Below are 21,799 nucleotides of genomic sequence, written 5' to 3' on the forward strand. Positions count from 1 at the left end.
CGGGCACAGGACTCCGTCATGCGCGCAGGAACCGGGCGAACGCGCCGGCCGCGGGGGAGGAGACGCCCTGCTTCTTCCATACGAGCACGGAACTGCTTTCGAACATGGGCGTAAGCGGCACGGCGCGCACACCCGGATACGAGGCGCCGTAGTCGAGGCACAGGTACAGGCCCAACCCGTTCGCGGCCATCGCCGCGCCGTTCGCCGGCAGATTGCACGTGCCGGCGATGACGGCCCGCGGGGCGAGCGAGCCGAACCAGTGCATCACCACGCGCCGCACCGGTTCGCGCGACGGCAGCAGCAGCGGTTCGTCCACGAGGTCGGACGGCGTCAATGATTCGCGGGCCTGCAATGGATGCCCGTCGGGCACCATCGCCGCCCAATGGTCGCTGATGCCCGTATGCAGGTATTCATAGCGTTCCGTGTCCACCGGGTCGGCGAGCAGGCCGAAATCCATGAGCCCCTGTTCGAGCTGGTCCTGGATCACGTCGGCCGTCGTGCTGACCACATGGAAGCGCACGGCCGGATGGATCTCACGGAATTCGGCCATGCGACGCGCCAGATACGACATGCCGCCCACTTCGCCGCAGCCGGCCGTGACGTCGCCGGCCAATTCGCCGGTGGAACGCTTCAGATCGACTTCGGTCTTGTCCGCCAGCGAGACGATGGTCTGCGCACGGTCGCGCAGCAGCCGCCCCTCCTCGGTGAGCGTGATCGCATGCGGCCCACGTTCGAACAGCGTGACGCCCAGCTCCTCCTCCAACTGCTTCAACTGGCGCGACAGCGTCGGCTGGGAGATGCGCAGCAACTGCGCCGCCCATGTGATGTTGCCCTCCTCGGCCACCGCCAGGAAATACTTGAGCACGCGCAGTTCCATGGTTCCGCCCTCCATGACCGGAATCGGCCGGTCGTCTCCATTCAGGACGTCACCATTGTAGATGCGCCGCCTGCGTCATCCCCTCGCTCAGCGCCGGTCGCGCACGAACAGCGACAGCACGAACGCCACGCACGCCACGACGGTCGCCGTGACGAACACCGCGTCCACGCCGTAGGCGAGACCGGCGGCCGCGGAGCCGGCGACGGATGCGGGACGCGTGTTCGTCGTCATGATGGTGAAGTTGACGGCGATGCCGATCGCCGCGCACGTCTGGCGCAGCGTGTTGTTCATCGCCGTGCCGTGCGGCAGCATCGGGCCGGTCAGCTGGTTGAGCGCGGTGGTGGTCAACGGCATCAGACAGAACGCGACGCCCGCCATCATCAGCGTGAAGAACACGGCCGGCCACCAGGCGGGCGTGTCCGCATCCATGCGGGAGAGCGCGAACGCGGCGACGGCTACCACGGCGATCGCGGGCGGCGCGATGCGGTGGATGCCAACACGGTCGAACAGGCGGCCGGCGACCGGGTTGAACACGCCTTCGGCCACGCCGCCGCCCATGAGCAGCAGCCCGGACTGCAGCGCGGTCATCCCCAGCGAATCCTGGATGAACATGGGCAGGATGTTCATCGTCGAGATGAACGTGACGAACACGAGCACGATGACGAGCATCGACAGGGCGAACATCGGTTTGGCGAACACGCGGAAGTCGAGCATCGGACGCGCGAGATGCAGCTGACGGTGGATGAACGCGCACAGGGCGAGGGCGCCCACGGCGAGCGGGCCGAGCGTCCGCGGCGACGTCCAGCCCTCCTGGCCTGCGAGACTGAAGCCGAGCAGCAGTCCGCCGAAACCGAGCGTCGACAGCGCGATCGAGAACACGTCGATGGTCGGGTCGGTGCGCGTGGTCACGTTCCTCACGGTCGGGACCGCGGCGGCGAGCACGACGACGGCGATGGCGATCAGCGGCACGAACAGGAAGCGCCACGGCAGGAAGTCGATGATGAGACCGGACAGGGTGGGGCCCAGGGCCGGTGCGAACGCGATGACCAAGCCGAACCAGCCCATCGCCGCGCCGCGCTTCTCCGGCGGGAACGTGATGAACAGCACGGTCTGCAGGAGCGGCATGAGGATGCCCGCGCCGGTCGCCTGCAGCACGCGGCCGGCGAGCAGCACCCAGAATCCGGGCGCGAACGTGCAGACGAGCGTGCCGAACAGGAACATGCCGATCGCGTAGAAGAACAGCTGGCGCGTCGTGAACTTCTGGATGAGGAACGCGGTGATCGGGATCATGATGCCGTTGGTGAGCATGAACCCGGTGCTCAGCCATTGCGCCGTGTTGCTGGTGATGTCGAACTCGCGCATGAGATGCGGCAGGGCGGAGGTCATCAGCGTCTGGTTGAGGATGGCGGTGAAGCTGCCGACCATCATCACGATGATCGGGATGACGGAACGTTTCGACGGCGTGCGTCCGGGCATGACGGAATCCATGGGAACCTCGAATCTGTCGGAAAACGGATCCGGCTGATTTCGGTCGTCGCCGCGCGGGAACCGATGATACGGGCGCGACGCCGTAGCCCCTGCCGGCGTGACAGCCCAAGTGTACCGTCACATGGGACATGGGCCGGTTTCGTCGGACTCATCGCTTCCGTCGGTCCCGATGGTTCCGTCAGTCTCCCTGCCCGTCCTTCAGCGAGTTGATGAGTTGGGCGATGGTGTCCGGCAGGGCGGAATTCGCGAGCCATGCGACGCTTTCCGGCGTGAACAGCGTCTGCGCCTTGCCGAGCACGCCGAGGATGCCGCTTGCCGCGAACTCCAGTACGATGCGTTGCCCGGGGTTGAGCCGCGACTCGTCCATCCCGAGCACGGACAGCCATACGCCGCCGACGTACGTCTTGAGCTGTGCGGCCAGTCCCGTCGAGCCGTGCGGTCCGGCGATGAGCGACAGGTGGCGGATGCTCTCGAGATGTTCGGGCGACCCCACGAACTCCAGCGCGTAGTCGCGCAACGAGTCGATGCTGCCGTCCTGGCGGATGATGTGCGCGATGAATCCGGTCACGCCGGGCTCCTCGTAGATCGCGGCGATCGCGTCGTCGGCGAGCTCGGGGATGTTGGCGTAATGGTAGTAGAACGCGCTGCGGTTCAATCCGCTTTCGCGCGTGATGTCGCTGATGGTGATCTGCGCGTACGGCTTCCGCTCCAGCAGCGTCCAGAACGCCTCCTGCATCCGCTCCGGCGCCGTTCGCTCGGTGGCCTTCGGCCTCGCCATGTCGGGCCTCTCCTTTCCTTCCGCATCGCATCGCCATTAACTCGACAGCATATCGGGTTCTCTGACTTCGCTATGGGTGGAACGTCGCCGAAAGACTCAATCATGCATATATCGTCGCCGTATTTTAGAATCGACAGTCAGCCCGGACCGGATGAACCTGAGATGATGATGGGGGAGCATGGCAAGGAAGACGACCGTTGCGAAGCGCAGGCAGCAGAAGGAGAAGACGCTCGAAGAGGTGCTGTGGGATTGCCGCGTCGCATTACGCGGCGTGGGCAGCATCGAGAAGAACCGCGACGCTGTCATCAGCCTGGCCTTTCTGAAGTTCGCCGGCGACAAGTTCGAGAAGCGTCGCCGCGAAATCGCCGAACAGTACGGCGCCAACCCCATTTTCCTGGAGAAATCGTCGTTCTACAACGCGCGGAACGTATTCTACTTGGACGAGGAATCCCGCTGGTCCACATTGGTGGAGAACGCGGGCGCCAACGACATCGCCGTCAGAATCGACACCGCTATGGCGAAGGCCGAAGAACGCAATCCGGCGCTCAGGGGGGCGTTGCCGCTCAACCTGTTCTCCACGCTGGGTGCGGAGACGAGGTCGGTCAAGACGCTCATCGACAGCGTGAACCAGATCGGAGGCGGGCGGTTCCATGAGGAGGACCTCATCGGCCGTGTGTACGAGTACTTCCTGCAGAGCTTCGCCGTGGGCAGTTCCAAGGAGGACGGCGAGTTCTATACGCCGGCGAGCGTGGTGCAGCTCATCGCCGAACTGCTGGAGCCGTATGAGGGCGTCGTGTACGATCCCTGCTGCGGTTCCGGCGGCATGTTCGTCCAGTCGCACAAGTTCGTGGAGAGCCACCACGGTAACCGTCGCGGCATCTCCGTGGTCGGACAGGAGAGCAACCCGGACACGTGGCGTCTGTGCAAGATGAACCTCGCGGTGCGCGGCATCTCCAACGATCTCGGCGAACGGGCCGTGTCCACGTTCACCGACGACCAGCACCGGGACCGCAAGGTCGATTTCATCATGGCGAACCCGCCGTTCAACCTGAAAGGCTGGAGAGGTGAGAACGAGCTGACCAACGATCCGCGTTGGGCCGGATATGCGGTGCCTCCGGCATCGAACGCGAATTACGCGTGGATTCTGCACATGCTCTCCAAACTGGACGTCGACCACGGCGTCGCGGGATTCCTGCTGGCGAACGGAGCGTTGAACGCGGGCGACGCGGAAGCCGAAATCAGGCGCAAGCTGTTGGAGAACGACAAGGTGGAGGCGATCATCGTGCTGCCGCGCGACATGTTCTACACGACCGACATCTCGGTCACGTTGTGGATCATGCGCATGAACAAGCACGCCGGCGAGGACCATGAGGGACGACGTCTGCGCGACCGTTCCGGCGAGGTGTTGTTCATGGATCTGCGCACGTGGGACCAGAACGTGGAAACCTATAAGCTGGACAAGAACAAGCGCAAGAAGAAGGTGGTGCTCACCCCGGAGCAGATCGCGCGGGTCAAGGGCATCTACACCGCGTGGCAGACCGGCGACGGCTATGAGGACATCCCCGAACTGTGCGCCTCGGTGAAGCTGGAGGGAGAGGACGGGCTGCGCGCCAACGGTTTCACGCTCACGCCGAGCAAGTACATCGAATTCGTCGACCATGATCTCGACATCGACTATGCGGGCGAAATGACGCGCATCCGCGAGGAGATGCGCACGACGCTGCGCATGGAGGAGGAGTCCCAGGCCATGCTGAAGGCCGCGTTCGAAGGAATCGGCTATGGCCTTGAGTAAACACAAGCTCGGCGAGCTGATTATTGCCGTAGACGAGCGTAATACTACGGGCATTAAGGATTTCTATGGGCTAAACATCAATAAGGAGTTCATTCCGACCGTCGCCAATACGTCCGGCCTTGATGAGTCGAAATACAAGGTTGTTCGACGTGGACGTTTCGCATTCAGCGGTATGCAGACGGGACGAGACAAGTGCATTCGTATTAGCATGTCCCAACGGGAGATGCCTATGATTGTTTCTCCCGCTTACATAACCTTCGAAGTCGGCATGCCTGATCTTGTTCTTCCCGAATATCTGTTCATGTGGCTTCGGTCTCCTGAGAGAGATCGTCTGGGATGGTTTTCCAGCGATGGAAGCATCAGAGCGAATCTCGATTGGACGGTTTTTTGCGATTTTGAGATTAATCTTCCGCCGCTCGACATCCAGCGCAAGTACGTCGCCATCTACGAGTCGATGCTCAGGAACCAGCACGCCTACGAGCAAGGCCTCGACGATCTGAAGCTCACCATCGATGCTTTGTTCGATAGATGCAAGCATGAGGGGTTATTGGTTCGCCTTGACGACTTACTCACCGAAACCGACGCCCGCAATGTCGACATGCTTCCCCTCGCCCCCATGGGCATCTCCCTGAACCATCGGTTTCAGATCTCAAGGGCGGAAATCAAAGACAAGTCGAAATACAAGCTGGTGCAGCCAGGCCAGATGGCGGTGAATCTCATCCATGTGGGGAGGGACGCCGCCTATCCGATTGCATTGAACCAGTCGGACGATCCGGTCCTGGTCTCGCCTGACTATTCGGTGCTGAAAGCGGCTGATGCCGATACGGCCCAATACCTTATGGGATGGTTCTCGCGCTCCGAAGTGGGACGCCATGGCTGGTTCATCTGCGACGTGGACATACGCGGCAGGCTGAATCTAGACAAGTTCCTCAGTCTGCGTATTCCGGTACCGGACGTCACGTTGATACGATCAATCGCCGACCTGTGTCATGGTTATCAGGAACGAGTCAGCATCAACGAACGGCTGAAACGCCAGCTGAAGGACATTTGTCCGGTTCTTATCAAAGGATCGATGGAAGAGGCTTCGCGTTAAGGAGAACGTATGGAGGACTTCGCACAGCGGAACGGCGTGTTCGACGAGGATCAGCTGGAACAGGCGATCATCGGCAAATTCGAACAGGAGACCTACACGCACGTGAATGGCAAGACCATTCACCGCAAACCGGACGAAGTCCTCCTCGTCGACGACCTCAGAGCGTATCTCGACGCCCGCTACGCCGATCTGCATCTGAGCGGCGCCGAAACCGAGAAGATCATCAACCGGCTCCGGTATATTCCGGACACGCCCCTGTACGACGGCAACCGCCGCACGTTCCGACTCATCAACGAGGGCTTCGACCTGACGCGCGACGACCCCACGATGCCCGCCGTGCACATCGACTACATCGACTACGACGAACAGCGCCGCAACATTCTCAAGGTCGTCAACCAGCTCACCGTCCAAGGCCGGACGCGCCGACGCCCCGACGTGCTGCTGTACGTCAACGGCATCCCGTTGGTCATCTGCGAGTTCAAATCCGCCATCAAGGAGGACGCCACCATCCACGACGCGTGGAAGCAGATTACCGTCCGATACAACAGGGACATCCCCAACCTCACGCGCTACTGCTGTCTCGCCGTCATCAGCGACGGCGTGAACAACCGGTTGGGCACCGTCTTCACCCCATACGAGTACTTCTACTCATGGAACCGAATCGACCACGGCGACAAGGACACGAACGGCATCGGCTCGCTCGACACGCTCATCCAAGGCGCATTGGCACCCGACCGTCTGGTGCCGATCATCCGCGACTTCATCTTCTACCCGGATGGTGACGCCGCCGCCAAGACACCCATCGTGTGCCGGTACCCGCAGTATTTCGGCGCCAACCTGATGCTCGACAGCATCAGCAGGCACCTGCGGCGCAGGGGCGTCGGCGGCGACGGCAAGGGCGGCACCTACTTCGGCGCTACGGGCTGCGGCAAAACCTATACGATGCTGTTCCTCAGCCGACTCATGATGCTGCGCAAAAGAAAACTACTCGCCAACCCCACCATCATCGTCATCGTGGACCGCGAGGACCTGGACGACCAGACCGCCGAGGTGTTCGAATCGGCCATAACCTATCTGCATGACGACGATGTCCGCAGCATCGAGACGCGGGCCGATCTCTCGCGGACGCTGAAAGGCAGGGAAAGCGGCGGCATCTACGTCACCACCATCCAGAAGTTCTGCGAATCGACGGGTCTCCTGTCCGAACGAAGCAACATCATCTGTATCTCCGACGAGGCCCATCGCACTCAGACCGGCGTGAATGCCACGCTCAAGCGCACCGACGACGGTGTGTTCACCGTGTACGGATTCGCCAAATACCTGCGCGACAGCTTCCCCAACGCCACATACTGCGGTTTCACCGGCACGCCCATCGACGAGACGCTCGCCGTGTTCGGCCCGGTGGTGGATCGGTACACCATGCGGCAATCCGCCAAGGACGGCATCACCGTCCCCATCAGCTACGAGCCGCGGCTCGCACGCGTGCAGCTGTCCGAGGAACAGACCCGGAGCATCCAGGAATACTACGAACAGTGCGCCGTGGAAGGCGCCACCGAACAGCAGATCATGAAAAGCCAGCGGGCCATGAGCTCGCTGTCGGTGATTCTCGAGAACCCCGACAGGCTGCATAAACTCGCCAAGGATCTCGTGACGCACTACGATGCCCTATGCGCCGCCAAGCCGGCCGTCACCCAGAAGGCCATGGTGGTGTGTTCCAGCAGACGACACGCCTACAGGCTCTACAAGGAGATCCTCGCGCTCCGACCCGAATGGGGCAGCCCCGCGAAGGCTCCCTCGGGGACACGGTTGACCAAGGAACAGTCCGAAGGGCTCGTGGCCCTGCCTGCGATGAACCTCGTCGCCACGCGCGACGCCGACGATGAGCCGGAACTCTACGACCTGTGCGGCACCAAGGAGCATCGCAGGATGCTCGACAGACAGTTCAAGAACCCGCATTCGAACTTCCGCGTCGCCATCGTGGTGGACATGTGGATCACCGGATTCGACGTGCCCTGCCTGTCCGTCATGTACATCGACAAGCCGTTGCAGAAGCACACGCTCATTCAGACCATCTCGCGCGTCAACCGCGTCTACCGGGGCAAGGACCAGGGGCTCGTGGTCGACTACATCGGCATCAAGGACAATATGGAACAGGCCATCAAAGCCTACGGCGACGACGGCGACGACCCGGTGCAGCAGCTCCAGACGACGCTGAACATATTCAGAAACCAACTGTCCATACTCGAAGACATCATGCACGGGTTCGACGCCCGTGACTTCTTCACGGGCACGCCCATGGCGCGGCTGGATTGCCTCAACAAGGCGGCCGAGTTCGTTCAGACGCTGAAGGACCGTTTGGACCGGTTCATGCATTTCAGCCGGATACTGCGTCAGGCGTATGACATCTGCGCTCCGTCCGGCGAGCTCACGGATGACGAGATCGCGACCGCCCAGTTCTATCTCGCCGTCCGATCCGTCATCCGCAAACAGACGACCGGCAACGCACCCGACGTCGACGCCATGAACGCGGCGGTCGAGGAGATGGTCCGACGCGCCATCTCCTGCACGGGCGTCGAGAATGTCGTGGACGCGCAGAGGCTGCCGGAAGGTGGCAACATCTTCAGCGAGGAATTCCTCCGCAATCTCGCGGCGATTGATCTGCCGATCACCAAGTACAACGCGTTGATCAGGCTGCTTCGGCGCAGCATACGTGAGTACGGGCGCACCAATGGCGTCATGGCCGAGGAGTTCGGCAAACGGCTGCAGAGAATCGTGGATGCCTACAACACACGTGACAATCTCCAGTTCGTCAGCGACACGGTCGCCGACTTCGTGGACGACCTGTCCGTCCAGCTGCTCGACCTGCTCAAGGATCTGGAGGCGGATCGGCGGTCCTTCGAGGATCTTGGCCTCACCTACGAGGAGAAAGCGTTCTACGACATTCTGGTCAAGGTGCGCGACGACCATGGATTCCCGTATGAGGAAGAGAAATGCCGTTCGCTGGCCATGCGGATCAGGGAGTTGGTGGACGACAAGTCCAGGTACGCCGATTGGTCGACCCGTGAAGACATCAAGAACGAGCTCGACATGGATCTGACCGTCCTGCTGTACGAGAATGGTTACCCGCCCCAGTGGAACGACGAGGTCTTCGAAAAGGTGATGTCGCAGGCGACGAACTACAAGGAGCATGAATCCTAAGGGGATACCCGCCGGCCAAGCTCGTGCGGGCGGTCTCTTGGCTTGTCCGGCGGAACAATGCGCCGGACAAGCTGATTGTGTGCTGTTACGCGGTTGCCCGGCATGAACTTCGGCCAGGCAACCACGTGTGGGCGGGTTCTTGGGTTGTATGGCAGGAAGATATGCCATACAACCCGATACGGGACGATTTCGCGATTGCCCGGCGCGGCTCCCGCCTCCAATAACCCCACACTGTATCGAAATATGGGGATTTAACCCTACGGCGTGATGGGTTACGCTCTCAGGTGCCCGGTGAAGAATGGAAGACAGCACCGGTGCCGACCAGAGAGGTGAAAACGATGAGCTTCCTTGAATTCCATGACGTGGTCCGTCAGTACGGCAGCGGCGAATCCGCCGTGCTGGCCCTCGACCATGCGACCTTCGACATCGAGCAGGGTGAACTGGCCGTGATCCTCGGCGCGTCCGGCGCCGGCAAATCCACGGCGCTGAACATCCTCGGCGGCATGGACCGCGCCACGTCCGGCAGCGTCAAGCTGGGGGACCGCGACGTCACAAAGGCGTCCGACGCCGAACTGACCGACTACCGCCGCTTCGACGTGGGCTTCGTGTTCCAGTTCTACAACCTCGTGCCCAACCTGACGGCCCTCGAGAACGTGGAGCTCGCCTCGCAGATCTGCCCCGACGCGCTCGACGCCAAGGAGACACTGGAAAAGGTCGGCCTGGGGGAGCGTCTGAACAACTTCCCCGCGCAGCTTTCCGGCGGCGAGCAGCAGCGCGTGTCCATCGCGCGCGCCCTCGCCAAGAACCCGAAGCTGCTGCTGTGCGACGAGCCGACCGGCGCGCTCGACTACAACACCGGCAAGGAGGTGCTGCAGCTGCTGCAGGACTCCTGCCGCCAGCGCGGCATCACCGTCGCGCTCGTCACGCACAACTCGGCGCTCGCGCCGATGGGCGACCGTCTGATCCGCTTCCGTTCCGGCAAGGTCACCGAGATCGACGTGAACGAGCATCCGACGCCCATCGCCGACATCGAATGGTAGGTGGTGCCGTTGCATAGCACCGCACTCTGGAAGGACGCGTGGCGCACCATCGCCCGCAACGGCCGACGCTTCGCCGCGATCGCGATCATCGTGGCGGTCGGCGTGATGATGCTCGGCGGCCTCAACGCCGTCAGCCGGGACATCCGCGCCGGTCTCGATGACTTCTTCGACGCGACGGACATGCACGACATTTCCGTGGTATCCACGCTCGGCCTCGACGACGCCGACATCGCCGCGTTGCGGCGGGTCGACGGCGTCGCCGACGCGGACGGCATCCGCTCGCAGAACGTCACGACGAAGATCGACGGCAGGCGCGCCGCCGTGACCGTCTCGACGCTCGACGACCGCGGCATCGACGCCCCGTACCTGACCGAAGGACGCCTGCCGAAGACCGGTCACGAGATCGCCGTCACCCGGCAGTATCTCGACGATTCCGGCAAACATGTCGGCGACGCGGTGACATTCGCCACCGACGGTTCCGCGACGGCCGCCGGGGCCCACACGCCCGCCATGTTCGACGGCGGCGCGTACACGATCGTCGGCGTCGTCATCGACCCGAACGACATCGTGAACCCATCCGGTCCGCTCGCCCTCGTGACCGCCTCGAAGACCGTCCATCCGATGTTCGTCGCGGGCGACGCGGTCGTGAACGACGCCCTGCCGTACACGTCCGCCGTCGTCACCGTCGCCGGCGCGAAGGCGTTGGACACGTACGGCGACGACTATCTCGACAAGGTCGATGCCGTGAAGACGGACATCGAAGACATCACGCCCTCGGACGCGAAGTGGATCGTCAACGACCGCGGCGCCATCGCCAGCTATGAGGACGTGAAGACGCAGAGCAAGATGATCTCACGCCTCGGCACCATGTTCCCCGTGCTGTTCCTCGTCATCGCGCTGCTGGTGAGCCTAACGGCCATCACGCGCATGGTGGAGGAGGACCGCCAGCTCATCGGCACGTACAAGGCGCTCGGCTACGGCCGCCATGCGATCCTGCTCAAGTTCCTCGTCTACTCGGTCGCGGCCTGCCTGCTGGGCGGCGTGCTCGGCGACCTGCTGGGACTTGTCGGACTGCCGTTCGCATTCACCCGCAAGATGCTGACGAACCTCTACCTGCTGCCGCACTATCCGCTGCTCGTCGACTGGCGGTTCGCCGTCGGCGGTGTGCTCCTGTTCGTCGTCGTCATCACCGGCTCGGCGATGGTCGCGTGCATGGGGTCGCTGCGGCTGGAACCCGCCGAGCTCATGCGCCCCAAGGCGCCGAAGGCCGGCAGGACCATCGCGCTGCAGCGCATCGGATTCGTATGGGATCATCTGAGCTTCCTCGGCAAGGTGACCGCCCGCAACCTGTTCCGCTACAAGTCGCGCGCGCTCATGGTCATCATCGGCGTGCTCGGCTGCACCGCGCTCATGACCGCTGGCTTCGGCATGGGATCCTCCGCGTTGACGCTCATGCCGCGCCAGCACGGCGAGATCGCCGTCTACGACGTGATGGCCGTCACCTCCGCCGCCGACCACGACAAGGCGCAACGCGCCCTCGACGCAGACGAGGACGTGGAGTCCGCGCTGCCGCTGCAGCTCGGCTCCGTCACCCTCGCCTCCCCGGACGCGGACGCCGGCGACCATGACGCGAAACTCACCGCCCAGCTCATGGTCATCCCCGACGGCGAATCGACCGACGGGCACATCAACATCCAGACGCCGTCCGGCACGCCGATCGAACTGTACGGTTCGGACGGCGACGACCTGACCGGCGGCGGCATCGTCGTCACCGAGAACGCCGCGAGGAAGCTCGCGCTCCTCGAAGGCTCCACGGTCGACGTGACCGACGCGATGGCGAACACCGCCGAACTGCCCGTGTACGTGGTCGCGCAGTACTACACCGGCAACGTCGTGTTCATGACGCAGTCCGCGTACGAGAAGGCGTTCGACGCCGACTATGCGCCCAACGCCGACCTCGTCAACGTGAAGGGCGACGACGACGCGCAGATCGCGTTCGCCGACCGTCTCGCCTCGCAGGACGATTACCTGTCGGTGACGAGTTCGGCGAAGCAGGAGCGTGATTTCGCGAAGAGCTTCGCCATCTTCTTCGCGATGATCGGCTTCATCGTCGCCATGGCCGCGATCCTCGCCGTCGTCGTGCTGTACACACTCGCCTCCACGAACATCTCGGAGCGCGAACGCGAGCTCGCCACCATCAAGGTGCTCGGCTTCCGCCGCGGCGAGGTGCACGGCTACGTGAACAAGGAGATGCTGCTGCTCGCCGCCCTCGGCATCGCAATCGGCCTGCCGTGCGGGCGCGGGCTGCTCGGGTTCCTCGTGAGCCGGCTCGACCTGCCCGGCATGAACATCGTGCCCAACGTGCTGTGGTACTGCTATGCGGCCGCCGCCGCGTTGGCGTTCCTGTTCACGCTGCTGGTGAGCCGCGCCACGAACCATGCGCTCGACCGCATCGACATGGTCGGCGCGTTGAAGAGCCCCGAGTGACGGCACGGTCCGCGCGGCGCGTGACTCGCGCGTCCGTGCGCGCAACGCACGCGGCCCCCGCATCCTGCGGCAAGGATGCGGGGGCCGCGTGCGTTCGAGACAAGGTGCGCCGCCGGCGGGAATACGGAAGCCGACGGCGTTGTGTACGAGCGTACACAACAGTATGTACGAACGTACATTACGGCGTGTATGCTGGATGACGACATCGACATCACAACCGGACATCACGACCGGATTATGACCGCGAGGAGGTGCGCCATGGGGGAGTCGACCCGCCGCTTCGACCCGGAACGCAAGGACCGCATCATCGAGGCGTGCCTCGACGTCATCGCGGCCAAAGGCGTGACCGGCGCGTCGCACCGCGTCATCGCCGCCGCCGCGAACGTGCCGCTCGGCTCGATGACCTACCATTTCGACGGCATGGCCGACCTGCTGCATCAGGCGTTCGAACGGTACGCGGACCGTTGCGTGGCGGCGTTCACCGCACGCATGGACGGGGTGGGGAGCATCGACGAGGCGCGCGAGGCGGTCGCCCGTCACATCGAGACCGATCTGGTGAGCACGCAGCGCGACCTCGTCATCACCATGGAGCTGTACACGATCGCCGCGCGCGACCCCGCCTACCGCGACATCACCGAACGATGGATGGCTGCCAGCCGCGCGCAGCTCGAACGGTTCTTCGACAGGCCGACCGCGGCGATCCTCGACTCGCTCATCGAGGGTCTCACGCTGCACCGCGTGCTCGGCGACGATACGCTGGACGCGGCCGCCATCCGCGAGGCCATCCGACGCATCGTCGTACAATGAACGCCCGCCGTTGCGCCACGCCCAAGGCGTGATAGCATATCCGCCGCAACGATCCCGGAAGAGAGACGAAGGAGAGACGCGGCATGACACGGGAGGAACGGCGCGGCATGCGCCTTGAGGCGTTGAGGGCGGCGTTCCCGCTCACCGTGCCGATCGCACTCGGATTCCTGTTCCTCGGATGCTCCTACGGCATGCTCATGGGCACGAAGGGATTCTCGTTCGTCTGGCCGATGTGCATGAGCGCGTTCATCTTCGCCGGTTCGATGGAGTTCGTCACCGTGAACCTGCTGCTCTCCGCGTTCAACCCCGTGGCCGCGTTCCTGCTCGCGTTGATGGTCAACGCGAGGCACCTGTTCTATGGCCTGTCCATGCTGGGGAGGTTCCGCGGGCTCGGCTGGAAGCGCCCGTACCTGATCTTCGGCATGTGCGACGAGACGTTCGCCATCAACTCCTCGACGCGGATCCCCGACGGCGTGGACCGCGGCTGGTTCTACCTGTGGGTCACCGCGCTCAACCAGGCGTACTGGGTGACGGGTGCTACGCTCGGCGGCGTGATCGGCTCCAACCTGCCGTTCGACACCGACGGTCTCGAATTCGTGCTCACCGCGCTGTTCCTCGTCATCTTCCTCGACCAGTGGCTCGGCGCCGGCACGGGCCGCCGCGGACGCGTCAGCGCCGTCGTCGGCGTGCTCGCGTCCCTCGCCTGCCTCGTCACGTTCGGCCCGGACGACTTCATGATTCCCTCGCTGATCGCGATGATCGTGCTGTTCGTCCTGCTGCGCCCGCGGCTCGACGACCTGCACGATGGCGATGCGGAGGCCGCCGCCGCGGCGGGGAACGATGAAGGAGACGAAGGAAAGGAGACGACGCGATGACGATGACCGTGCTCCAGGGGGTGATCACCGTCGCCGTGGTGGCGGCGGGCACGATGCTCACCCGGTTCCTGCCGTTCCTCGTGTTCCCCGAGTCGAAGCAGCCGCCACGCCTCATCGAATACTTCGGCAAGGTGCTGCCATACGCGATGACCGGCCTGCTCGTCGTCTACTCGCTGCGCAACACGCCCATCCTGACCGGCAGCCACGGCGTGCCCGAGCTCATCGCCTGCCTCGCGATCGTCGCACTGCACCTGTGGCGGCGCAGCATGCTGCTCTCCATCGCCGGCGGCACCATCGTGTACATGCTGCTTGTGCAGCTCGTGTTCTAGAAGAACGGTCCGGGAAGGGCGCGTCCGGAAGGCGCGTTCCATGAGAGAGGGAGAATCCGTGCAGCAGTTCGGCATCGTGCTCGGCCAGATGATCGGCATGGCCGTGATGATGGTCGTCGGCTACATCTGCGTGAAATCCAAAGTGCTCGGCGAGGCCGCATTGGACGGCATCTGCGCGTTCATACTCAAGGCGGGCATCCCGCTGCTCGTCTTCTCGAACGCCGTGTCCGGCACGACGCGCGCCGACCTCATCGGATCCGACGCGATCATCGCGATGACGCTCGTCATGTACGCGCTGCTCATCGGCCTGTTCACCCTGCTCTCCCACGTGCTGCGATTGAAGCGCGAACGCGGGCGCATGTTCCGCGGCTGCTTCGCGTTCGGCAACGCCGGATTCATCGGCCTGCCGCTCATCCTCGCCCTGTTCCCCGGCAAAGGCGCGCTCTACTTCGCGCTCATGTCCATCGTCGACCAGTTCCTCCTGTGGACGTACGGCGTGTGGACGTGCAAGAAGGTCGACGACCGGCAGTCCATCGCCGACGAACGTCCCGCGCACGGCTGGCTCGACCGTCTCGCCCCGCTCGTCAGCCCCGCGCTCATCGCCGTGGTGCTCGCGGTCACGCTGATCCTCGCCGGCGTGACCATCCCCGACGTGGTGCTCACCCCGTTGAAGACGCTCGGCTCCACCGCCTCGCCCCTGTCCATGGTGTACCTGGGCGGACTGTTCGCCATCCGCGACTGGACGGGCATCCTGAGGAAATACGAACTGTACGTGGGCATCGTCGTCAAGATGCTGCTCGTGCCCGTCGGCTTCTACGCACTGCTCACCGCCGTGCCGCCGATGCTCGGCCTCGGCGCCGCCAACCCAGACATGGTGCATATGATGACCCTCGTCTCGGGCCTGCCGACCATGAGCACCATGGTCATGTTCGCCGAACGAGAACACAACCAGCCCGAATACGCGATCGGCATGGTGCTCGTCACCACCGTCGCCAGCCTGTTCACGCTCACCGCGGTCTCGTTCCTCGTGTTCTGACGGATACGGCTGCCGCGTGCGCGGGTCGGCGCAATCAGGTATCATCGAGGGGAATTTCGGCGTATGCGCGGTTTCGCGTGCATGCCGGCACATCATCGAATCATCTCTGGGGGACACGCATGGCTGGACGTCGATCGGCATACGTCGGACTGCACCGCAAGCGCACCGACTGGCTGCTGGCGGGGGAGACCGCGTTGTGCGCGGTGCTCGCCGTCGCGCTGTGCGGCACGATCGCGCTCTGGCAGGCGCGCGCCTCCGAGCGCGACGCCGCGATCGCCGCATCGCGGAACGGCGCCGGCATAGCCCGCGTCGAAAGCGCGTCCGCGAAGGCGTTGAAGCGCAGGACCGTGCCGCAGGTCAACGAGACGCTCGCCAAGCAGCGCGAGGCCGAGGAGCAGCGCGCCCGCTGGACGAACCCCACCGGCGGCGTCCAGCCCGACCTCTCCCAGTACACGGGCATCAGCGTGGACGTCGACCTCGCCGCCCAGCGCGCCTACGTCAAGTCCAACGGGCAGACCATCTACACGATGGTCACCAGCTCCGGCATGGACGATTCCACGCCGCGCGGCACCTACACGGTGGACGCGCGCGGACTGCACTTCTTCAACGCGACCGAAGGCATGGGCGCCGACTATTGGGTGCGCTTCTACGGGCCGTACCTGTTCCACTCCGTGCCCACCGGGCAGAACTTCGGCGAATACCTGGAGGACGAGGGCGCGAAGCTCGGCCAGCCCGCCTCGCACGGCTGCGTGCGCCTCAGCATCGCCGACGCGAAGTGGCTGTACGAGCAGCTGCCCGACGGCACGCCCGTCACCATCGCCTGAAACCCATCGTCGCCTGAATTCTCGGTGAACTTTCCGCCGCTGCGCGTATGACCCCCATACGCGCGGCGGCGTTTTCGATTAAGCTGGAAACCCGCGTGTTCCGGTGGCCCGGAACACGATCGATGACGAAGCGACGACAAGGAGACGCCCATGAGCATGCCGCTCGACCTGTATGTGATCCGACACGGCGAATCCGAGGCGAACATCATCGTCCAGGCGGGGGACCGGGGCGACAATTCGCTGTACACGCAGGACAACGTGACCGTGCCCGACCGCTCCTGGCGACTGACCGGCACGGGCCGCAAGCAGGCCGACTGCATCGGCCGGTGGCTCGTCGGCCAGCAGCAGCTGTTCGACCGGTATCTCGTCTCCCCGTACGTGCGCACGCGCGAGACCGCCGCCACCATGGCCCTGCCCAAGGCGAAATGGGAGGAGAACCGCGTCATCCGCGAACGCTCCTGGGGCGAGATCAACACGATCACCAAGGACGAGTTCAAGACCAACTACGCGCGCAACTGGATGTTCAAGAACACGGACCCGCTGTACTGGCGTCCGCCGGCGGGCGAATCCGTGGCCGACGTGGCCGAGGACCGCGTGCACAACGTGTTGAGCTCCCTGTCGCGCAAATCCGATCTGGGCAGCGTGGTCATGGTCACGCACGGCGACTTCATGCTCGCGCTCATGCTCACGTTGGAGGATCTTTCGGACGAGGAGTTCCTGCACCGGGCCGCCTCGCCGGACTGGGCGATCACCAACTGCACGTGCCTGCACTACACGCGCCGCGACCCGGAGACCGGACGCACCTCCAAGCGCATGCACTGGGAGCAGACCGCACGCCCCGTACTCAACGAGGAGACCGGCAAATGGGAAGTGAAGGTGGACCCGTGGCGCGAGTTCAAACGCCCGTACCTGTCCAACGGCGACCTGGTGGACGTGGTGCACGCCGTCGACCCGCATCTGCTCGACTACTACGGCAAGTGACGCGCTGACGCACAGGGCGGCTACAATGGCTTCGAATCGCGGGGGTGAGGTACACCCCGCAAGAGAGAAGCTAAGGAGAGCCCTATGAGCGAACCCAAAGGCAACATCTTCCAGTGGAAGCCGCACGGCGACGGCAAGACGCTCGCGCCCGGCGAGGTCGTCGAACCCGACGAGCGCCTGACCTGGACGCGCACCGCGGGCATCGGCGCGCAGCACGTGATCGCCATGTTCGGCGCCACGTTCCTCGTGCCGATCCTCACCGGATTCGACCCGTCCACCACGCTGTTCTTCACCGCCATGTCGACCGCGCTGTTCCTGCTCATCAACAGGAACGTGCTGCCCAGCTACCTGGGTTCCAGCTTCGGCTTCATCGCGCCGATCACCGCGGTCACCACCGCGCACAAGGGCATCGCAGTCGCCAGCTTCGGCATCATGGTCACCGGCATCCTGCTCGCCCTGATCGGCATCGCCGTGCACTATGCGGGCGCCAAATGGATCGACATCATCATGCCGCCGGTCGTCAACGGCGCCATCGTCGCGATCATCGGCTTCAACCTCGCGCCCAGCGTGTGGAACAACTTCCAGGCCGCGCCGGACACGGCCATCGTCACGCTGCTGGCGGTGCTGCTCATCGCCGTGCTGTTCAAGGGCCTGCTCGGCCGTCTCAACATCCTGCTCGGCGTGATCGTCGGCTATGCGTACGCGTGCTTCCGCGGCCAGGTGGACTTCTCCGCCATCTCCAGCGCCGCATGGGTGGGCCTGCCGAAGTTCCACATGCCGCAGGCCGACTTCACGATCCTGCCCATGTTCCTGCCGGTCGTGCTCGTGCTTGTCGCCGAGAACGTCGGCCACGTCAAGTCCGTGGCGCAGATGACCGGCCGCGACTACGACGACCAGATGGGCACCGCCCTGCTCGCCGACGGTCTCGGCACCACGCTCGCCGGCTTCGGCGGCGGCTCCGGCACCACCACGTACGGCGAGAACATCGGCGTGATGGCCGCCACCAAGGTGTATTCGACGGCCGCCTATTGGTGCGCCGCCGCGTTCGCGCTGATCCTGTCGCTGTGCCCGAAGTTCGGCGCGGTCATCAACACGATCCCCGCCGGCGTGCTCGGCGGCGTCACCACGCTGCTCTACGGCATGATCGGCATGATCGGCATCCGCATCTGGGTGGAGAACAAGGTCAACTTCGACAAGCCGCTCAACATCATGGTCGCCGCCATCACGATGATCATCGCGATCGGCCAGTTCGCGTTCACCGTGAACGGCATCTCGTTCAACGGCATCGCCATCGGCACGATCGTGATCCTCGTCGCCTACCACGGTCTCAAGGCCGTCGGCAAGATGACCGGCACCATCGAGAAGGACGACCCCGACATCCTCTAGTCCGTCGACCGGTATCGTCGCCCCCGCTGGTGTATCGCATGCGGGCGCGCGGCATCTTCGCCCCCGCCGGTGTATCGCATGCGGGCGCGCGGCATCTTCGCCCCCGCTGGCGGGGGCTGTCAGCGAAGCTGACTGGGGGTGGTACGGCCGGCCCGATCGGGCCCTTGCCGGACACCACCCCCAGTCCCGCGACGCGGGACAGCCCCCGCCAGCGGGGGCGTTCGTATGTGGCGCCGCATGTCGTCCGGCACAGCCGCCGCAAGCGGGGGCGCGTTCATATGTGGCGCCGCAAGTTGCCCGTCACAGCCCCCGCCCGCGAGGCATCCTCATATGTGGTGCCGCATTCCGTCCGCGGGGCGTTCGTATGAGGCGTTACCTCGTGCCGCGGTAGGCGTTGGGGGTGAGGCCGAAACGGCGGCGAAACACGCTGATGAAGTAGCTCGACGACGAGAATCCGCAGGCGCGCGCCGTCTCCGCCACGGAGGCGCCCGTGCCGGCGAGCATGCGCTTCGCCTCCTCCAGACGCCGTTCGGTGAGGAACTCGTTGGGCGTGCGCCGCACGTACCGGCGGAACAGGATGCAGCATTGGCTGCGGCTCACCCCGCCGGCGGCCGCGATGTCGTCCAGGTTCAGCGGTTCCGCGAACCGCTGCTGGACGAGTCCGGTCATGTTGAGCACGGTCATCAGGTCGCGCCGGTTGGCGCCCCGCGCGCCGCCGTTGCCGGAGACCGAGCCCGCGACGCCCGCCGTGCCGGCACCGTCGCCGTCCGTCCTGCCGCCGTTCCCGGCTTCCGCGGTCTCGTCACCATCGCCGTCGCCGTCGACGCGGGGCGCGAACCGGTCGAGCACCATGTCGCACAGACGGATCGACGCGGCGACGGCCGGCAGCGGGTCCGCGGCGGCCACGTCGTCGTCCGGCGGCGCCACGCCCGCCGCCCGTGCGACGCGCGTGGGGGAGTCGCGTCTCACGCCGCCTCCCGGCATAAGACGGACGACCTCCTCGACGCCCATCAGCACGTCGCGCTGCCAGCCGACGCCCGGCGACAGCGTCAGGAAGTCATCCATGTCCTGCGAGAACGCGCGTGCGCACCGCGCGTTCGTCGCCGGTGTGAGATCCTCGAACAAAGTCGGGCTGACGACCGCGCAGGAGAACCATGATTCGCGCCGGTCCGGCGAGAAGCCGTAGTGGAGCCGGCTGGAGTTGACGACCATGCCCTCGCCCGGATGCAGCACGGTGACGCGGCCGTTGACGAAATAGTGCAGATCCCCGCTCACCACGCGGATGAATTCGAGGTCGCGATGCCAATGGCAGGGGCACCGGTAGTCGGCGAACGTGGACAACGGGTCGCACCGCGCGTAGATCGGCAGACCGGGGACGTTGTAGTAGATGTGTTCGGACATGTCCGAGAACACGGTGATCTTCTTCGACGGCATCGCTGCCGACCTCCATCCGACGATATCGGTCATATACGATTTTGATATTATCATCGCCGTTGACGCGATGACGGCGCCGTGGCGGCGTGTTTCGAAGCCATATGATTGAGGCATCTTCGCACTGCAGTGGAAGAACGAAAAAGGAACAAGACCTGACGGGATATGGACGATTACGCCATGTCCCGGCCCGTCGGAACCAAAGGAGTGATTCCCATGCGCACCATCATCGACACCGAAATGAACGTCAAGGCCGTCTCCATGCTCACGCGCTTCTTCGCCGCCTGTCGCGAGTGGATGGAGGAGCGTCTCGCCTCCCCGTACGAGGACGACTGGCTGGCCATCTGGTATCCGAAGAGCGTCGCGCAGATGGCGTGACCCAGCGGTCCCCAGACCATCAGACCATCCATGGCACGCCGGAACGCGACCGGGAGGGCGCGCCGCCGGGCGAAACGCGACACCGCGTCGGAACGGTTCGATAGCCTGAACCATGACCCAAGAACCCATCCTCGTGAGGGAGAACCGGATATGGCAATGCAATCGAACGGGAAGAACATCGCGATCGTCACCGGCAGCGCGCTCGGTCTCGGCTACGAGCTGGCCAGGCAGCTCATCGCCGAAGGCTGGTTCGTGGCGGGCGTCGACTTCAACGCCGAACGCCAGGCCGAACTCGAAGGGGAGTTCGGCGCCGAATCCTACAAGGCGTTCGTCGGCGACGTCTCCGACGAGGCGTTCGTGAACGCCTCCATCGCCGAGATCGCCGAGCTCGGCCACGTCGACCTGCTCATCAACAACGCCGGGCAACCCTCGTTCAAGACGCCCACCGCCTACGAGGCCGCCGACGTCGACAAATGCCTCAAGGGACTGAAGGGCATGATCCTGTGGTCGGTCGCCACGCTTAGGGCGGACGGCGAGGCCGATCTCAAGATCGCGAACGTGATGAGCACCGCCGCCACGCGCGGCAACGCCAACGAATCCGTCTACTGCGCGACCAAGTGGGGCGAGAAGGGCTACACGCAGAGCCTCAAGGCCGCCTACAAGGGCACGAGCGTGAAGATCGTGGGCGTCTACCCGGGCGGCATCGACACCGCGTTCTACCGCGACAGCCACGACTACGTGTCCGTGGAGAAGCAGCACACGTTCATGGATCCGGCCCAGCTCGCCGGCGTGATCCTGTTCAACCTCGTCAACGACGCGAACCTCACCGTCTCCGACATCCTCATCGAACGCAACTACGTGTGACGCCGCGGCGGGCCACGCCGCCGACGTCTTGCGCAGGGCCGATGCCTTGCGTGCGCCGCCGCACGCAAAGTATCGGCCTTACGCTACTGTCGTATGGTTTGCGCAAACCGCGCATGATTCCATATGACATGAAAG

The 21,799-nt window shown here is 64.4% G+C and carries 18 protein-coding genes; 14 read left to right on the top strand and 4 right to left on the bottom strand.

Annotated features, from left to right (window positions below; translation table 11 throughout):
* Positions 1-16 precede the first annotated feature (16 nt).
* From Uis4E_RS09760 to Uis4E_RS09770, 3 genes are all read right to left on the bottom strand, one after another.
* Positions 17-877, bottom strand: coding sequence for a LysR family transcriptional regulator (locus Uis4E_RS09760; RefSeq protein WP_101622962.1), 861 nt, complete (start codon positions 875-877; stop codon positions 17-19).
* An 87-nt stretch (positions 878-964) separates the two neighbouring features.
* Entirely contained in the window at positions 965-2,353 is a 1,389-nt protein-coding gene (locus Uis4E_RS09765) for an MDR family MFS transporter (protein WP_101623138.1), read from the bottom strand.
* Positions 2,354-2,543: 190 nt separating this feature from the next.
* Positions 2,544-3,143: a TetR/AcrR family transcriptional regulator gene (locus Uis4E_RS09770; RefSeq protein WP_101622963.1), complete on the bottom strand. Its 600-nt coding sequence runs from the start codon at positions 3,141-3,143 to the stop codon at positions 2,544-2,546.
* 178 nt (positions 3,144-3,321) lie between these two features.
* Between Uis4E_RS09770 and Uis4E_RS09775 the strand changes: the two genes are divergently transcribed.
* The 12 genes from Uis4E_RS09775 to Uis4E_RS09830 all read left to right on the top strand — a co-directional run bounded on the left by Uis4E_RS09775 (position 3,322) and on the right by Uis4E_RS09830 (position 18,991).
* Positions 3,322-4,935, top strand: coding sequence for an N-6 DNA methylase (locus Uis4E_RS09775; protein ID WP_101622964.1), 1,614 nt, complete (start codon positions 3,322-3,324; stop codon positions 4,933-4,935).
* On the top strand, positions 4,922-6,028 hold the full coding sequence (locus Uis4E_RS09780; protein ID WP_101622965.1) for a restriction endonuclease subunit S: 1,107 nt from the start codon (positions 4,922-4,924) through the stop codon (positions 6,026-6,028). Before Uis4E_RS09775 ends, Uis4E_RS09780 begins: the two co-directional genes overlap by 14 nt.
* A gap of 9 nt (positions 6,029-6,037) precedes the next feature.
* The gene (locus Uis4E_RS09785; RefSeq protein ID WP_101622966.1) at positions 6,038-9,226 is read left to right on the top strand and encodes a type I restriction endonuclease subunit R; all 3,189 of its coding nucleotides are present in this window, start codon (positions 6,038-6,040) and stop codon (positions 9,224-9,226) included.
* A 338-nt stretch (positions 9,227-9,564) separates the two neighbouring features.
* Complete coding sequence (locus Uis4E_RS09790; protein ID WP_101622967.1) at positions 9,565-10,266, top strand: ABC transporter ATP-binding protein; 702 nt, start codon at positions 9,565-9,567, stop codon at positions 10,264-10,266.
* A 9-nt stretch (positions 10,267-10,275) separates the two neighbouring features.
* The gene (locus Uis4E_RS09795; RefSeq protein WP_133125449.1) at positions 10,276-12,753 is read left to right on the top strand and encodes an ABC transporter permease; all 2,478 of its coding nucleotides are present in this window, start codon (positions 10,276-10,278) and stop codon (positions 12,751-12,753) included.
* A 258-nt stretch (positions 12,754-13,011) separates the two neighbouring features.
* Positions 13,012-13,560: a TetR/AcrR family transcriptional regulator gene (locus Uis4E_RS09800; protein ID WP_243394517.1), complete on the top strand. Its 549-nt coding sequence runs from the start codon at positions 13,012-13,014 to the stop codon at positions 13,558-13,560.
* 83 nt (positions 13,561-13,643) lie between these two features.
* Positions 13,644-14,435 (top strand): AzlC family ABC transporter permease, encoded by a 792-nt coding sequence (locus tag Uis4E_RS09805; protein ID WP_101622969.1) that lies wholly within the window; start codon positions 13,644-13,646, stop codon positions 14,433-14,435.
* A complete protein-coding gene (locus Uis4E_RS09810) occupies positions 14,432-14,764 on the top strand; it encodes a branched-chain amino acid transporter permease (protein ID WP_101622970.1) in 333 nt (110 codons plus the stop codon). Before Uis4E_RS09805 ends, Uis4E_RS09810 begins: the two co-directional genes overlap by 4 nt.
* A 58-nt stretch (positions 14,765-14,822) precedes the next feature.
* On the top strand, positions 14,823-15,800 hold the full coding sequence (locus Uis4E_RS09815; RefSeq protein ID WP_101623140.1) for an AEC family transporter: 978 nt from the start codon (positions 14,823-14,825) through the stop codon (positions 15,798-15,800).
* A gap of 119 nt (positions 15,801-15,919) precedes the next feature.
* Complete coding sequence (locus Uis4E_RS09820) at positions 15,920-16,624, top strand: L,D-transpeptidase (RefSeq protein ID WP_101622971.1); 705 nt, start codon at positions 15,920-15,922, stop codon at positions 16,622-16,624.
* 150 nt (positions 16,625-16,774) lie between these two features.
* Positions 16,775-17,605: a histidine phosphatase family protein gene (locus tag Uis4E_RS09825; protein ID WP_034528342.1), complete on the top strand. Its 831-nt coding sequence runs from the start codon at positions 16,775-16,777 to the stop codon at positions 17,603-17,605.
* 84 nt (positions 17,606-17,689) lie between these two features.
* Complete coding sequence (locus Uis4E_RS09830; protein WP_101622972.1) at positions 17,690-18,991, top strand: uracil-xanthine permease family protein; 1,302 nt, start codon at positions 17,690-17,692, stop codon at positions 18,989-18,991.
* Between the two features lie 372 nt (positions 18,992-19,363).
* On the opposite strand, the gene Uis4E_RS09835 is transcribed toward Uis4E_RS09830, so the two are convergent.
* Positions 19,364-20,425 (bottom strand): AraC family transcriptional regulator, encoded by a 1,062-nt coding sequence (locus tag Uis4E_RS09835; protein ID WP_243394520.1) that lies wholly within the window; start codon positions 20,423-20,425, stop codon positions 19,364-19,366.
* 213 nt (positions 20,426-20,638) lie between these two features.
* On the opposite strand from Uis4E_RS09835, the gene Uis4E_RS11975 reads away from it, so the two are divergent.
* Together Uis4E_RS11975 and Uis4E_RS09850 are read left to right on the top strand one after the other, a co-directional pair.
* On the top strand, positions 20,639-20,800 hold the full coding sequence (locus Uis4E_RS11975) for a hypothetical protein (RefSeq protein ID WP_165784954.1): 162 nt from the start codon (positions 20,639-20,641) through the stop codon (positions 20,798-20,800).
* 156 nt (positions 20,801-20,956) lie between these two features.
* Positions 20,957-21,664 carry an SDR family oxidoreductase gene (locus Uis4E_RS09850; protein WP_423734935.1) on the top strand — a complete coding sequence of 236 codons (708 nt, stop codon included), beginning with the start codon at positions 20,957-20,959 and terminating at the stop codon, positions 21,662-21,664.
* The last annotated feature ends 135 nt before the right edge of the window (positions 21,665-21,799 follow it).

It is taken from the genome of Bifidobacterium parmae, assembly GCF_002860365.1.
In the GTDB taxonomy this organism is placed as follows: Bacteria; Actinomycetota; Actinomycetes; order Actinomycetales; family Bifidobacteriaceae; genus Bifidobacterium; species Bifidobacterium parmae.